The following is a 13,838-nucleotide window of genomic DNA, read 5'->3' as shown; positions in this document are numbered from 1 at the left end:
GCACGGCCGACCGGGTTCGTTAGAACGGTCGGCATGCTCCGCAAATACCCCCGCACCCGGCACATCGAGGGGTCGCGGCTGCAGCCGGGCGACCACGACCTGGCCGCGCGGCCGTTCTCGGCGATCGCCGGGCGGTACCTGGTGGTGGAGGAGAAGCTGGACGGCGCCAACGCCGGGATCAGCTTCTCCTCCACGGGGGAACTGCGGCTGCAGAGCCGCGGCCACTACCTGGCCGGCGGGCCCCGCGAACGGCAGTTCGGGCCGTTGAAGGCATGGGCCGCGTCCGTCCAGCACGTCCTGTGGGAACGGCTCGGCGACCAGTATGTGATGTACGGGGAATGGCTGTACGCCAAGCACACCGTCTTCTACGACGCGCTCCCCCACTACTTCTGTGAGTTCGACGTGCTCGACCAGCGCGACGGGACGTTCCTGTCGACGGCGCGGCGCCGCGAGCTGCTGGCCGGCACGCCGGTGGTGTCGGTGCCCGTCCTGCACGAGGGGACGCTGCCGGAGCTGAAGGCGCTGACCGCGTTCGTCGGGCCGTCCACCTGCCGCACGTCCGGCTGGCGGGACGCGCTGCGCGCGGCGGCGCGGGCGGGCGGCGCCGACCCCGGCCGTGTCGCCGAGGAGACCGACACCTCCGATGAGATGGAGGGCCTCTACATCAAGGTGGAGGAGGACGGGGAGACCGTCGACCGCTACAAGTGGGTCCGGCCGAGCTTCCTGACCGCGATCCTCGACGCCGGGACGCACTGGCAGGAGCGCCCGATCGTCGCGAACGGACTGGCCGACCCGGAGGTGCTGTATGCGGGTGTTCGATGAGCTGTGCCCGGCGCCGCCCCACTGGGACCTGCGCTGGGACGACGTCCGCGAGGCGTTCGCGTGGGTGCGCGACATGGCGGGCGTCCCGCAGGACGCGGTGTTCCACGGCGAGGGCGACGTCGAGGTCCACACGCGGATGGCGTGCGAGGCGCTGGCGGCGCTGCCGCAGTGGCGGGCGCGTCCGGCGGACGAGCGGGTGCGGCTGTTCGCGACCGTGCTGATGCACGACATCGCCAAGCCGTACTGCACCCGCACCGAGGACGGCGGCCGGATCACCGCGCGCGGCCATTCGCGGCGCGGCGACCTGATGGTGCGGCGGATCCTGTGGCAGATGGGCGCGCCGGTCGCCTGGCGCGAGCACGTCGCGGCGCTGATCCGCCACCACCAGGTGCCGTTCTGGGCGCTGGAGCGCCCGGACCTGCAGAAGATCGCGTTCCGGGTGAGCCTGCTGGCCCGCAACGACGACCTGGTGCTGCTGGCGTCGGCCGACATCCTCGGCCGGATCTGCCCTGACACCGACGAACTGCTGGACAACGTCGCCCTGTACGGGGAGTACTGCGCCGAGCAGCGGTGCCTGGACGGGCCGCGCGCGTTCCCGTCCGATCACGCCCGGTTCTGGTTCTTCCGCAAGGACGACCGCGACCCCGACTACGACGCCTACGACGACACCCGGTGCGCGGTGACGGTGCTGTCGGGCCTGCCGGGCGTCGGCAAGGACCACTGGATCGCCGCGAACCGCCCGGACCTGCCGGTGGTCGGCCTGGACCGGCTGCGCGCCGAGCTGGGCGTCTCGCCCGCCGGCGACCAGCACGCGGTCGCCGCGGCCGCGCACGAGCTGGCCCGCGAGCACCTGCGCGCCGGCCGCTCGTTCGTCTGGAACGCCACGAACGTGTCGCGGACGCAGCGCGAGCAGTGCACCGGGCTCATCGCCGGCTACCGGGGACGGGTGGAGCTGGTCGCGCTGGAGGCGCCGCCGGCGGTGCTGCGCGACCGCAACCGCGGCCGGACGTCCCCGGTCCCGGACGCGGTGATCGACCGGCTCGTCCGCCGCTGGGAGACGCCCGACCCGACCGAGGGGCACCGCGTCGACTGGGTGAGCACGGCCTGACCTCTAGAGTCCTCGGGTGCGCCTGTACCTGTCGTCGTTCCGGATGGGCGACCGTCCCGACCGGCTGCTCACCCTGCTGCCCTCGCCGTCCGCTACCGCGGTGGCGGTGATCGCCAACGCCCTCGATGCGCAGCCCGAGCGGGAGCGGCGGGCCGGCGTCCGGCACGAGATGGAGGCCCTGTCCGCGCTCGGGCTGTGGCCCGCGGAGGTCGATCTGCGGCAGTACTTTGACCGGCCCGCCATCGAGGTCGCCGAGGAATTGGCGCGCTTCGGGTTGGTCTGGGCGCGGGGCGGTAACGCGTTCGTGCTGCGCTACGCCATGGCGCGCAGCGGTGCCGACGCAGCGCTCACCGACCTGCTCGCCCGCGACGCGCTCGTCTACGCCGGGTACAGCGCGGGTGGTTGCGTCCTGGCGCCGAGCCTGCGCGGCCTGGAGGCGTGCGATGACCCGAACGCCGTCACCCGCGTCCACGGGGATCCGCCGATCTGGGACGGCCTGGGCGTCCTCGATCACGTGCTGGTGCCTCACGTCGACTCTCCGCGGCACCCGGAGTCGGAGGTCCTGACCTCCGTCGCCGCGCGCTACCGCGACGAAGGCGTCCCTCACCTGCCGTTGCGCGACGGCCAGGTTCTGGTGGTCGAGGGGCCGCGGTCCCGGGTGCACTGACCTGGGCGCGGCAGGGGGCCGCCGGCGGTGCCGACGGCCCCCTTGGTCAGTGCTGTATGTGGTGGGCGTTCAGATGGCGGACGGTGGTGGCGTGCGGTGCGGGGCTCGCCGGCGCGGGTGCGGGTGATGCCGGGTTGGCGCCGAAGATCCCGGTGAACAGGTCGGTGCTGTTGGTGGCGGTGCCGGTGTCGTTGGTCTCGATCACCGCGGGCTGGAATCCTTGCCCGGCGACCGCGACGCTCTCGTAGTCGCCGAGGAAGTGGCCCCATCCGGCGTACGGCGCCTTCAGCCAGTCGAAGACGCGGGAGATGCGGCGTTCGGACGGGCGGTTCTCGCCGCCGCGCGGGAAGGTGACGAACCACATGGCGGTCGGCAGCGTGGTGGTGTCGCCGGGCCGCAGGTAGCGCAGGTCGTAGTAGGTGAGGGCGACCGTTCCGCGGGCGTTCACCGCGATGGACGGGGTGAAGGCGGGCGCCTTCGGCGCCTGGTTGACGCGCACCGGGGCCGACCAGGTGCGGCCGGCGTCGGTGGAGTGGACGAGGTGGATCTGGTCGTAGGAGCCGGTGGGGTCGGCGCCCTCGAACGTCGCGTACAGCTCGCCGGTCTGCGGGTCGGCGGCGGCGCTGATGAGGTTGGCGCCGCCGCGCAGCGCCTTGGACGGGTCGTCGGGCGCGTTCGGGTCGACCTCGGGCACGGCGGTGTCGGCGGCGATCGTGACGGGCTTGCTCCACGTCCGGCCCTGGTCCTTGGAGGCGACCACGGCGAAGTGCAGGTCGATGGGTTCGGTGGCGCTGACGTCGCTGTAGGTCTGCCATTCGAAGAAGTCGTACAGGACGTCGCGGCGGGCGTCGGCGACGATGACGTTGCCGATGGTCTGGGAGTTGGGGACCGCGCCGGTGTCCACGAACGGGTGCGGGGGCGTCCAGGTGCGGCCGTGGTCGCGGGTGATGGCGATGTAGGAGGGGCCGGTGTAGTGGGCGCCGGGTCCGGTGGCGACCTGGTCGATGCGGTCCCACACCTGGTAGGCGGTGCCGGGGTGGCGGGGGTCGGCGGTGACGGAGTTCTTGTCGTCGATGATGGAGGGGTCGGTGTCGTCGATGAGCTGGGTGGTGTGGCGCCAGGTTCGTCCGCCGTCGTAGGAGGTGGCGGCGCCGACGCCGTTGCGGGGCGTGGACGCGTCGAAGTCCAGGCCGCTGGCGTAGGCGACGCCGTCGGGCCCGAAGTCCACCCAGGCGTCGGAGGCGCGTTCGTAGTCCAGGCCGCCGGGCGCGCACTTGCTGAACGGCAGGGTGGTCTTGGTGAAGTGCCGTCCGTCGCGGCTGTAGGAGGCGGCGAGGCCCTTGGCGCCGCCGTCGGACCAGCGGTCCTGCTGGTAGACGGCGATGACGCGGCCCGGCCGGTGCGGGTCGGCGGCGATCCACGGTTCGACCTCGGCGCCCGGGTGGACCACGCCGTTCTGGCTGGCGCCGGCGGCGCAGGACGCGTAGGGGTCTCCGGGCGAGATCGCGTGGACGGGTTGCGCGGACGGGCCGGGGCCGGCGTGCGCGGCGGCCGGTGCGGCGGCGAGCGAGCAGCTCAGGACCAGTGCGGCGCCGGCCGCGGTCCTTCTTCGGGACGTCATCGGAGAGAGCTCCTCGGGGTCAGTGGAGCCGGACGGCGGCGGCGGAGATCTGCTGGTCGTTGGCGACCGAGGCGTTGGACGCCGCGGCGGTGCACAGCGCCGGCGGGTGGCCGGGCGTGCCGGTGCCCGGGCACAGGAACAGTGCCGCGGGACGGGTGTCGGACCAGGCCGGGTAGGCGGTGGTGGCGGTCGCGTCGACCATGATGTAGTCGCCGTAGAACTGGCCGTTGAACTGCGACGGCGGCGGCATGCTGGAGGAGGTGGCGCGCTTGGTGGTGAAGTGGGTCAGGTCCTTGGTACCGACCACGGTGATGTCGGAGAAGCCGGTGGTCTCGTCGGACCCGTACTGCCGGTCGTAGTAGGCGGTGACCAGTTCGCCGCGCGGGTTGAAGACGGTGCCCTGCCAGTACTGGTCGGTGCGGGCCTGCGCGGAGCCGGCGCCGACGAGGGGCAGCTTGCGGACGTCGGTGGTGGTGCCGGTGAAGGTGGCCGCGCCGTCGGTGGACGCCGACAGCACGATGCCGTTGTTGCAGCCGCCGGTCTTGACGCCGGTGTAGAGGGCGCCGAGGCCCTCCTCGGCGGGGGTGAGCCCGGCGGGGGTGCAGCCGCCCGCCTCGTTGGAGTCGCGGTTGAGGTAGGAGCCGGTGGTCACCACGACCCGCCGGGGGTCGGCGGGGTCGACGGTGATGTTGGGGTAGTTGGTGGCGCGGAAGATCGAGTCGGTGCCCGTGCCCTTCTCCGGGACGCACGCGCGGCCGGGGTCCCTGCCCTCGCCCTGGTAGGTGTCGCAGTCGGGCAGCTCGTAGTAGTCGGCGGCCTTCACCGGCGCCGAGAACGTCGCGCCGCCGTCCTTGGAGGAGGCGACCAGGACCTGGAAGCGGTTGTCGGAGCCGGTCTCGGCGACGTTGTAGTTCGCCCAGGCGACGTACAGGGTGCCGTCGGGCGCGGTGACGGGCTGGGAGAACTGGTTGTTGTTGCACCGGCCGTGCGGGGTGGGGATGCCGTCGGGCCGCGCGCACAGCGCCGAGTCGGAGCTGATCAGCGCGGGTGCGCTGAAGTGCTCGCCGTAGTCGGCGGAGTAGGCGCCGTAGATGTAGCCGGTGCCGTCGGCGGCGAACGTCGTCCAGGTGACGTAGACGCGGTCGCGGTAGGGGCTGCGAGTGTGCGCGTCGACCGTCATCAGCTGCTTGTCGAGCAGGAAGTCGCCGGCGCCGGCGGTGTCGTCGTGCTCGGCGACGGGCCGTCCGGGGAAGTTGAACGACGCGCCGGCGTTGCCGGTCGAGCGGTACACGTAGAAGCCGCTGGACTGGTCGGCGTCGGGCGAGACGGCGTTGCCGCGCTTGAACTCCTGGCAGGACAGGTAGGCGTTGCCGCGGGTGTCCCAGGCGACGGAGGTGTCGCCGCCGCCCTGGAAGTACTCGCGGGGCTTGCCGCCGAACGCGGCGCCGGACACGAACCCGTTGGGCGCGGTGGTGTCGGACCAGGTGCGCCCGCCGTCGGCGGACCGCGACACCCCGCAGGTGCCGTCGCCGCGGCGGTAGTCGTTGTAGCTGGCCAGCAGGCGCCGCGGGTCGTTCGGGTCGGCCGCGATCCAGGTCTCGTTCTGGGCCTGCCCGCGCCCGGCGAGCGGCTGGTCGGTGACGGTCGGGCAGTCCTGGTCGACCTTGACGTTCCCGCCGTACCGTCCGCCGCAGGACGGGGCGGTCGCGGGGCGGGCGCCGGTGACCGCGCGCGGCGCGGCCCGCGGGCCGAGCGCCTCGGCCAGCGCGCCGGAGACGTGCCGCTTCTGGATCGGGGTGAGCCCGTCGTAGCCGAAGCCCTGGGCGCGGGCTCCGGGACCCGGCACGCTCAGGGCCGTGAGCAGGAGCGCCCCCGCCGCCGCCGTGCCCAGTGTTCTGCGCATCCGCATCGGAACCTCCCTGCAGGCGTCGTCGCCTGAGACCGGGGCGCTGGGAGCAACGCCCGCGCGGAAGGTAGATCCGCCTCAGCAGGCACACAAGACCGGATGGCCGACCCTGGACGCGCAGGCCACGTCCGGAACCGGCCAGCCGGGAACCGGACGGGCGCGGGGTTGGACAGGGGCGGGGTCAGGTGCCGGCGGCGACGGCCTCCAGGGCGCGTCCGGTGGTGCGCGGGCCGAGGACCGCCACGTCCAGGCAGAGCAGGACCAGGATGACCGCCGACCCGGAGAACACGGCGGTGGAGCCGAGGTCGTCCAGGACGTTGATCGCGACGAACGGCAGCACAGCGGCGGTCAGCCGGGACAGCGAGTAGGCGACGCCGACGGCGCTGCTGCGGATCCCGGTCGGGAAGATCTCGGCCTGGTAGGTGTGGAAGGCGTTGGAGAACACGTTGGACGCGGCGGTCAGCAGGAACCCCGACGCCACGATCAGCCAGGACGCCTGTCCCGCGCCGAACACGACGCCGAAGAGCGCCATCGCCAGCGCGGAGGCGATGATGAGGGTGCGGCGCTCGATCCGCTCGATGATCGGGATGGACAGCGCCGACCCGATCGGGTAGCCGAGGAAGGTGACGGCGGCGTAGCCGAGCGACTCGACGACGTCGTAGCCCTTGGCGTGCAGGACGACCGGGGCCAGGGAGCCGAAGCCGTAGTAGCCGACGGTCTGCAGCACCTGGAAGATCCACAGCATCGAGGTGCGGCGCAGGTAGGGGGCGCGGAACATCTCCGTGAAGGCGACCCGCACCTCGGGTTCGGCGGGCGCGGCGGCCGCCGGCGGCAGGTCGCCGGCGCGGCGGCGGACGGCGTCCTCGATCCCGCTGACGACCGCGTCGGCCTCGGCGCCGCGTCCGTGCAGGGCCAGCCAGCGCGGCGATTCGGGCAGCCGGCTGCGCAGCGCCCACACGACCGCGGCGCCGGCGCCGCCGACGATGAGCAGCCAGCGCCAGCCGTCGATGAGCAGGTGCTCGTCGGCGACGAACCGGCCGCCGAGGAACGCGGCGACGGGCACGCCGCAGAACCCGATCGTGTAGGCCCACGACAGGTAGCGGCCGCGGCCGTGCCGCGGCATGAACTCGCTGACGTAGGTGTCGACGAGGGTGAGCTCGGCGCCGAGCGCGAGCCCGCCGAGGAAGCGCAGCACGACGAACGAGGTCAGGCCGGTCGCGCAGGCGGTCGCCAGCGAGAACACCGCGTACAGGCCGAGGTTGACCAGGAACATGCGGCGGCGGCCGAGCCGGTCGGCGGCGGTGCCGAGCACGATCGCGCCGACGAACATGCCGGCGAACGCCGAGGCGATGACCGCCGACTTGCCGGTGGTGCCGAGGTGCCACTGCTCGGTGAGGACGGCGCCGAGCACGCCGCCGAGGAACACCTCGTAGAGGTCGAAGAACGTGCCGAGGCCGACGACGGTGATGAGGGCCCAGTGCCAGCGGCTCATCGGGAGCCGGTCGAGCCGTGCGATGAGGTCGCCCCCACCCTGTTCGGAACGTTCCATAACGTAACGTTTAGCAGAGCTCATCCGTATTGTGAACGTCGGTCTTGACATGTGAGACGCCGGGAGGGAGGCTCGGACCGTGTCCGATCATGAGGCCGGCCCCGGCCGCGAGGCCGGCGGGGAACGGGTCGCGCTCGTCACCGGAGCGGGCTCGGGCATCGGCGCCGCCGTCGCCGCCGCCCTGCTGGAGCGGGGCTGGCGGGTCGCGCTCGCCGGGCGCCGCGCCGCCCCGCTGGAGCAGGCCGCCGGCCGTGCCGCCGCCGGCCGGGCGCTGCCCGTCGCCGCCGACGTGACCGACCCGGAGTCGGTCGAGGCGCTGTTCGCCGCCGTCGCCGCCCGCTGGGGACGGCTGGACCTGCTGGTCAACAACGCCGGGGTGTTCGGGTCACCGCAGCCGGTCGAGGAGTTCTCGCTGCGGGAGTGGCGGACCGTCCTGGACACCAACCTGACCGGCGCGCTCCTGTGCGCCCAGCACGCCTTCCGGATGATGAGGGAGCAGGACCCGCAGGGCGGCCGGATCATCAACAACGGCTCGCTGTCGGCGCACACCCCGCGCCCTCTCTCGGCCGCCTACACCGCCAGCAAGCACGCGGTCACCGGGCTCACCAAGACCCTGTCGCTGGAGGGCCGCCCGTACCGGATCGCCTGCGGGCAGATCGACGTCGGCAACGCCGCGACGGAGATGACCGGCCGGTTCGGCGCCGGCACCCTGCAGGCCGACGGGTCGGTGAAGCCCGAGCCGGTGATGGACGTCCGGCACGTCGCCGACGCCGTTCTCTACATGGCGGGCCTGCCGCTGGAGGCCAACGTCCAATTCATGTCGGTGCTGGCCACCACGATGCCCTCGTTCGTCGGCCGCGGTTAGCGGCCCCGGGCCCGGGCGTCCAGAGGCCCGGCCGCGGCCACGTTTAGCTCCCGGGCACGGGGAACGGGTCTGCCAGGCTTCGGAATCGACAGCACGCGGAGGGGGCCTGGGGCCATGAGCACCCTGCGGACACACGACGGCCGGAGCGCCGCCGAGATCACCGGGGCGTCCCGGCAGGACGCCGGACGCGCCCCCGGGTTCACCAACGGGCACAAGGGCGAGGCCGGCACGGGCGAGCTCGTCCGGCAGGCGACGCAGCAGGTCTCGGAGCTGATGCGCGCCGAACTGCGGCTCGCCGTGGCGGAACTGAAGGACAAGGGCCGGCACGCCGGCACCGGCGCCGGCATGTTCGGCGGCGCGGCGCTGATCGGCCTGTACGGCGCGGGCGCGCTGCTGGCGGCGGCGATCGCCGCGATCGCGCTGGTCCTGCCGGTGTGGGCCGCGGCCCTGATCATCGGCGGGTTCCTGGTGCTGGTGGCGGGCGTGCTGGCCCTGCTGGGCAGGGCGCAGACCAAGAAGGCCACCCCGGCCAAGCCGGAACAGGCGGTGGACGAGGCCCGCCGGACCGTCGCGGACCTGAAGGAGAGGGCGGCGCACCGATGACCACCCAGAGCAGGCACGGCTCCGCCGCCGGCACCGAGGAGCTGCGCCAGGAGGTCGACCGGGCCCGGCAGGAGCTCGGTGAGACCGTCGAGGCGCTGGCGGCCAAGGCCGACGTCAAGGCGATGGCCCGGGAGAAGGCCGGGTACGCCAAGGAGATGGCCCGCGATCGGGCGGCGCGCGCCCGGCGGGCCGCGACGTCCCGGCAGGCCAAGGCGAGGGCCGCGCAGGGCGGCGCCGCCGTGGCGACCGCCGGCGCCGTCGCCGCGCTGACGGTGTGGATGCGGCGCCGCCGCACCCCGCAGGCGCGGCTTCGCCGCCGCATGCGCAACGCGCCGGTGCGATTCCGGGTCCGCCGCACGCAGCGGGCACCGATCCGGATGCGCCGCACCGGCCGCGGACCACTGGGACGCTGAGGGAGGAGCGCACATGCGCAGGCCCGCCGCACCCACCGAACTGTCCGCCCCCTCGTGGGGGCGCGCCGCCAAACGCGCCGTCGGCGAGTTCCAGCGCGACAACCTGTCGGACTGGGCCGCCGCCCTGACCTACTACGCCATCCTGTCGATCTTCCCGGCGATGCTGGTGGTGGTGTCGCTGGTCGGGCTCGGTGGCAAGTCGGTCACCAGCGACCTCATCGACAACCTCAGCGGGATCGCCCCGGGCGCGGTGAAGGACGTCCTGGTCGGCGCGCTGACGCAACTGCAGGGCAACCGGGGCGGCGCCGGGGTGATCGCCGTGATCGGCCTGCTGGCCGCGGTGTGGTCGGCGTCGGGGTACGTGGGCGCGTTCATGCGCGCCTCCAACGCCATCTACGACATCCCCGAGGGCCGCCCGATCTGGAAGACCCTTCCGCTGCGCGTCGGCGTCACGATCGTCACGCTGGTGCTGCTGTCGGCGTCGGCGATCGCGGTGGTGGTGTCGGGGCCGCTGGCCCGCAAGTTCGGCGACATGCTCGGCCTCGGCTCGACGGCCGTGACGGTGTGGAACATCGCCAAGTGGCCGGTCATGCTGATCGTGGTCAGCTTCCTGTTCGCGCTGCTGTACTGGGCGGCGCCGAACGCCAAGCGCGGGTTCCGCTGGGTCACGCCGGGCGGCGTGCTGGCGATCCTGCTGTGGCTGGTGGCGTCCGGGGTGTTCGCGGCGTACGTGGCGAACTTCTCCAATTACAACAAGACCTACGGCAGCCTCGCCGGGATCATCATCTTCCTGGTGTGGCTGTGGATCACGAATCTGGCGATCCTGCTGGGCGCGGAGATGAACGCCGAACTCGAGCGCGGCCGCGCCATCGCCGCGGGCCGGCCCGCGGAACGCGAGCCCTATGTCGAATTCCGCGACACCCGCGGGTTCAGCGACGAGGAGAAACGCGAGACGGGCATCGCGGACGGCGGCCACGACGGCGAGCGGGCCGACGGACGGGCCGACGGACGGGCCGACGGACGGGGCGCGGACCGGGCCGGGCGGCGCGGCCGGCACGGCGCGAGCCGCTCCTGATCCGCCGGCGCCGTAGCGGATGTCGCCCGTGTGACACGCGGGTGATCGGGAGGTTACCGGGGAATCACGGGTCGCCGAACCCGGAAACGGGTGAATAGGATCGGCGCGTGCTGCGTCCCACCTTTCCCATCGAGACCGAGCGGCTGTCGCTGCGGCCGTTCCGCGAGGACGACCTGGAGGGCCTGTACGCCTATCAATCCCTTCCGGAGGTGGCGCGTTTCCTTTATTGGGAGCCGCGCGACCGGGAGGAGTCGCGGTCGTTCCTGCGGGAGAAAATGGCCGCGTCCTCCCTGGAGAAGGAGGGCGACTGGCTCGTCCTGGCGATCGAGTGGCGCGCGACCGGTGAGCTGGCCGGCGAGGTCAACCTGCAGTGGCGCAGCCGCGAGCACCGGCAGGGCGAGATCGGGTACATCCTCAACCCCGCCTTCCACGGCCGGGGGATCGCGACGGAGGCGGCCGAGGCGGTGCTGCGGCTGGGGTTCGAGGGGCTGGGGCTGCACCGGATCGTGGGCCGGCTGGACGGCCGCAACGCCGCGTCCGCGCGGGTGCTGGAGCGGCTCGGGATGCGCCGCGAGGCGCACCTGCTGCAGAACGAGATGGTCAAGGGCGAATGGACCGACGAGGTCATCTACGCGATGCTGCGCGGCGAGTGGGAGGAGCGCGGCGCCGGATCCGGCACCGCCGGCACTCCGGCCGGTGATCCCGCGCGGGACTGACGCGCGGGCCTGGCCGACCCGCCCGCCGGGCTCTGCATCGGACGGGTCGGCCGGTCAGCGGGCGGCCTGCTCGTCCAGGCTGCGGGCGAGGTCGCGGACGTGGCCGCGCAGTTCGCCGGGGCGGCGGATCACGAAGGGCAGGCCGAGCCCGGCCAGCATCCGCGCCATCCCGTCCAGGTGCTCGGCGCGGGTCGTCATGACCACTCCCTCGCCGGTCTCGGTGAGCGTGGCGACCGTGGCGGGGATCCGGCGGCGCGCCTGGTCGAGGGTGGTCTCCAGCAGGACCTCGACCTCGTGCGCGTACGGGACGCCCGCGAGCGACCGCGTGACGTGCTGGACGGGGTCGATGCCGGCGGGGATCCGGTAGGTGGCGGTGCCGGGTTCGGCGGAGGCGATCCGGTCGACGCGGAAGGTGCGGACCTCGCCGCTGTCGTGGTCGTGGCCGGTGACGTACCAGCGTCCGGAGTGGAAGACCAGGCCGTAGGGGTCCAGGTCGCGTTCGGAGTCGGCGCCCTGCCACGACCGGTACCGCAGCCGGACGCGGCGGCGTTCGCGGACGGCCGCCGCCAGGGTGAGGACGGCCGCGGTGGAGGGCTCGACGGCGTCGCGGGCGGGAAGGGTGAACCCGAGGGTCTCGCGCAGCGCCTGGACGCGGTCGCGCAGCACGGCGGGCAGCACCCGTTGCACCTTGGCCAGCGCGCTCTCGGTCGCCTGCCCCGGCAGGCCGAGCCGGCGTCCGGCCATCAGGCCGAGGACGACGGCGGTCGCCTCGTCGTCGGTGAGCATCAGCGGCGGCAGCTTGTAGCCGGGCATCAGCCGGTAGCCGCCGTGCCGGCCGCGGTCGGCGACGACGGGCACGCCGAGGTCGTCCAGGCGGGCGGCGTAGCGGCGGACGGTCCGCTCGTCGACGCCGAGCCGCCGCGCCAGTTCGGTGCCGGTGATGCGGTGGTGGGCCTGCAGCAGTTCCAGCATGGCCAGCACGCGGGTCGTCGGGTGGGCCGGCCCGGAGTCGGGTGCCGGATGTGGCATGGACCACTCCTCTAATCCGGGCGGGTTCCGTCCGGTATCGAGCTTAGCGTGGGGCCACATCCGCAAGGGAGCGCAAGGGAAAGGGCGTTGACATGGCGAGGTTCGTACTGGTCCCCGGGTTCTGGCTGGGCGCGTGGGCGTGGGCGGAGGTGGCGGCCGGGCTTGAGGCCGCGGGCCACGAGGCGCGTCCGGTGACGCTGACGGGGCTGGCCGAGCGGGCCGCCGAGCTGACGCCCGAGGTGGGGCTGGACACCCATGTCGACGACGTCGTGCGGGCCGTCGAGGACGGCGGGCCGGGCGAGGTGGTCCTCGTCGCGCACAGCGGCGCGAACATGGCGGTCACCGGCGCCGCCGACCGGATCCCGGAGCGGGTCGCGCGCGTCGTCTACGTCGACAGCGGGCCGATGCCGCCGGGGATGGCCGGCATCGACTTCCACGCCCCGGACGACCGCGCGGAACTGGAGAAGGGCGTCGCCGGCGCGGGCGAGGGCTGGAAGATCCCGGTGCCCGCGTTCGACCCGGACGCCGATCCGGTCAACCTCGCGGGGCTGGGCGCGCAGCGGCTCGCCGAGATGCGCCGGCGCGGCACGCCGCAGCCGTTCGCGGCGGCGTCGCAGCCGCTCGCGCGGCCCGAGCCGCTGCCGTCCACGCCGCGCACCCTGGTGCTGTGCACCATCCCGCTCGCGGCGGTGCGGCAGATGGCCGACAGCGGCAACCCGGTGTTCGCGATGATGAGCGGCCCGGAATGGACCTACCGGGAGCTGCCGACCGGGCACTGGCCGATGTTCTCCGAGCCGCGTGCGCTGGCCGCGCTCCTCGCGGAGTCCGCCGCGGGCGAGTGAGGCGGGCGCCGGGGGTCAGGCGTCCCCGGGCGCGGCCGTCGCCTTCCGGGCGCGCCGGGCCTCGCGCTGCGGCGCGCGCGGCACGACCAGCGTGCGGGCGGCGCAGGCCAGCAGCGTGCCGGTCCCCCAGCCGGCGAGCGCGTCGGTGGGCCAGTGGTAGCCGAGCGCGACCACGGCGACGGCGACCAGCCCGGCCAGGGTGTGCGCGGCGATCGTCCAGCCGCGCGACGCGCCGGTCATCGCGGCGATGAACAGCAGGCAGGCGGCGGCGTTGGCGGCGTGCCCGGACGGGAAGGACAGGTGCCCGCCGGCGAACAGCGCGTCCTCGCCGGACAGGGGCGCGGTCCGGGAGAACAGCACCTGCGCGGACCGGACGACCAGTTCGGTGCAGGCCAGCCAGATCCCGGCGCGGACCAGCAGCGGGAGGCTGCGGCGCTTCCAGGCGGCGGTGAGCGCGGCGATCCCCGCGAGGCTCCCGACGATCCAGTACTGGCCGCCGTTGACGATCGTCCGCCACGTCCAGTGCCAGGCGCCGGTGCGGGGCGGCAGGCCGCCGGCGAACACCCGGTGGTCCAGGTGGCTCAGCGGCCCGCCGGCCAGCACGTCCAGGGCGGTGGCGGCC

14 protein-coding genes are annotated in these 13,838 nt (G+C 73.7%); 9 read left to right on the top strand and 5 right to left on the bottom strand.

Annotated elements, in window-relative coordinates; translation table 11 throughout:
- The first annotated feature begins 33 nt into the window (after positions 1–33).
- Genes ACA514_RS46410 through ACA514_RS46400 form a run of 3 tightly spaced genes read left to right on the top strand, consistent with a single transcriptional unit; the run spans position 34 to position 2,597 of the window.
- Positions 34–822: an RNA ligase family protein gene (locus ACA514_RS46410; RefSeq protein ID WP_375047927.1), complete on the top strand. Its 789-nt coding sequence runs from the start codon at positions 34–36 to the stop codon at positions 820–822.
- Positions 806–1,930 (top strand): AAA family ATPase, encoded by a 1,125-nt coding sequence (locus ACA514_RS46405; protein WP_375047926.1) that lies wholly within the window; start codon positions 806–808, stop codon positions 1,928–1,930. The genes ACA514_RS46410 and ACA514_RS46405 overlap by 17 nt, the downstream gene beginning before the upstream one ends.
- A 16-nt stretch (positions 1,931–1,946) precedes the next feature.
- Positions 1,947–2,597, top strand: a complete 651-nt coding sequence (locus ACA514_RS46400) for a Type 1 glutamine amidotransferase-like domain-containing protein (RefSeq protein ID WP_375047925.1) — start codon at positions 1,947–1,949, stop codon at positions 2,595–2,597.
- A 46-nt stretch (positions 2,598–2,643) separates the two neighbouring features.
- On the opposite strand, the gene ACA514_RS46395 is transcribed toward ACA514_RS46400, so the two are convergent.
- From ACA514_RS46395 to ACA514_RS46385, 3 genes are all read right to left on the bottom strand, one after another.
- Positions 2,644–4,218: a hypothetical protein gene (locus tag ACA514_RS46395; RefSeq protein ID WP_375047924.1), complete on the bottom strand. Its 1,575-nt coding sequence runs from the start codon at positions 4,216–4,218 to the stop codon at positions 2,644–2,646.
- Positions 4,219–4,237: 19 nt separating this feature from the next.
- Positions 4,238–6,121: a sialidase family protein gene (locus tag ACA514_RS46390; protein ID WP_375047923.1), complete on the bottom strand. Its 1,884-nt coding sequence runs from the start codon at positions 6,119–6,121 to the stop codon at positions 4,238–4,240.
- 184 nt (positions 6,122–6,305) lie between these two features.
- Positions 6,306–7,673: an MFS transporter gene (locus tag ACA514_RS46385; protein WP_375047922.1), complete on the bottom strand. Its 1,368-nt coding sequence runs from the start codon at positions 7,671–7,673 to the stop codon at positions 6,306–6,308.
- A 79-nt stretch (positions 7,674–7,752) separates the two neighbouring features.
- Between ACA514_RS46385 and ACA514_RS46380 the strand changes: the two genes are divergently transcribed.
- The 5 genes from ACA514_RS46380 (at position 7,753) to ACA514_RS46360 (ending at position 11,345) form a co-directional block, all read left to right on the top strand.
- Positions 7,753–8,538, top strand: coding sequence for an SDR family oxidoreductase (locus ACA514_RS46380; RefSeq protein ID WP_375047921.1), 786 nt, complete (start codon positions 7,753–7,755; stop codon positions 8,536–8,538).
- Positions 8,539–8,652: 114 nt separating this feature from the next.
- Complete coding sequence (locus tag ACA514_RS46375) at positions 8,653–9,141, top strand: phage holin family protein (RefSeq protein ID WP_375047920.1); 489 nt, start codon at positions 8,653–8,655, stop codon at positions 9,139–9,141.
- Positions 9,138–9,554 carry a DUF3618 domain-containing protein gene (locus tag ACA514_RS46370; RefSeq protein WP_375047919.1) on the top strand — a complete coding sequence of 139 codons (417 nt, stop codon included), beginning with the start codon at positions 9,138–9,140 and terminating at the stop codon, positions 9,552–9,554. Before ACA514_RS46375 ends, ACA514_RS46370 begins: the two co-directional genes overlap by 4 nt.
- Positions 9,555–9,567: 13 nt before the next feature.
- Positions 9,568–10,629 carry a YihY/virulence factor BrkB family protein gene (locus ACA514_RS46365; RefSeq protein WP_375047918.1) on the top strand — a complete coding sequence of 354 codons (1,062 nt, stop codon included), beginning with the start codon at positions 9,568–9,570 and terminating at the stop codon, positions 10,627–10,629.
- A gap of 107 nt (positions 10,630–10,736) precedes the next feature.
- Complete coding sequence (locus tag ACA514_RS46360) at positions 10,737–11,345, top strand: GNAT family N-acetyltransferase (protein ID WP_375047917.1); 609 nt, start codon at positions 10,737–10,739, stop codon at positions 11,343–11,345.
- Between the two features lie 54 nt (positions 11,346–11,399).
- On the opposite strand, the gene ACA514_RS46355 is transcribed toward ACA514_RS46360, so the two are convergent.
- Positions 11,400–12,374 (bottom strand): helix-turn-helix transcriptional regulator, encoded by a 975-nt coding sequence (locus ACA514_RS46355; protein ID WP_375047916.1) that lies wholly within the window; start codon positions 12,372–12,374, stop codon positions 11,400–11,402.
- Positions 12,375–12,466: 92 nt separating this feature from the next.
- On the opposite strand from ACA514_RS46355, the gene ACA514_RS46350 reads away from it, so the two are divergent.
- Positions 12,467–13,216 carry an alpha/beta fold hydrolase gene (locus ACA514_RS46350; protein WP_375047915.1) on the top strand — a complete coding sequence of 250 codons (750 nt, stop codon included), beginning with the start codon at positions 12,467–12,469 and terminating at the stop codon, positions 13,214–13,216.
- 15 nt (positions 13,217–13,231) lie between these two features.
- Here the strand turns inward: ACA514_RS46350 and ACA514_RS46345 are convergent.
- The coding region (locus ACA514_RS46345) for a phosphatase PAP2 family protein (RefSeq protein ID WP_375047914.1) at positions 13,232–13,838 on the bottom strand (607 nt) is incomplete at its 5' end.

The organism is Actinomadura sp. NTSP31, from assembly GCF_041951385.1.
GTDB classification, from domain to species: domain Bacteria; phylum Actinomycetota; class Actinomycetes; order Streptosporangiales; family Streptosporangiaceae; genus Spirillospora; species Spirillospora napierensis.
This window is presented reverse-complemented; position numbering and strand designations above follow the sequence as displayed.

Excerpts from the sequence above, each read along its gene's own strand:
- ACA514_RS46410 (WP_375047927.1), top strand. The coding sequence starts at position 34 with ATGCTCCGCAAATACCCCCGCACCCGGCACATCGAGGGGTCGCGGCTG.
- ACA514_RS46405 (WP_375047926.1), top strand. The coding sequence starts at position 806 with ATGCGGGTGTTCGATGAGCTGTGCCCGGCGCCGCCCCACTGGGACCTG.
- ACA514_RS46395 (WP_375047924.1), bottom strand. The coding sequence starts at position 4,218 with ATGACGTCCCGAAGAAGGACCGCGGCCGGCGCCGCACTGGTCCTGAGC.
- ACA514_RS46390 (WP_375047923.1), bottom strand. The coding sequence starts at position 6,121 with ATGCGCAGAACACTGGGCACGGCGGCGGCGGGGGCGCTCCTGCTCACG.
- ACA514_RS46385 (WP_375047922.1), bottom strand. The coding sequence starts at position 7,673 with ATGGAACGTTCCGAACAGGGTGGGGGCGACCTCATCGCACGGCTCGAC.
- ACA514_RS46375 (WP_375047920.1), top strand. The coding sequence starts at position 8,653 with ATGAGCACCCTGCGGACACACGACGGCCGGAGCGCCGCCGAGATCACC.
- ACA514_RS46370 (WP_375047919.1), top strand. The coding sequence starts at position 9,138 with ATGACCACCCAGAGCAGGCACGGCTCCGCCGCCGGCACCGAGGAGCTG.
- ACA514_RS46365 (WP_375047918.1), top strand. The coding sequence starts at position 9,568 with ATGCGCAGGCCCGCCGCACCCACCGAACTGTCCGCCCCCTCGTGGGGG.
- ACA514_RS46355 (WP_375047916.1), bottom strand. The coding sequence starts at position 12,374 with ATGCCACATCCGGCACCCGACTCCGGGCCGGCCCACCCGACGACCCGC.
- ACA514_RS46350 (WP_375047915.1), top strand. The coding sequence starts at position 12,467 with ATGGCGAGGTTCGTACTGGTCCCCGGGTTCTGGCTGGGCGCGTGGGCG.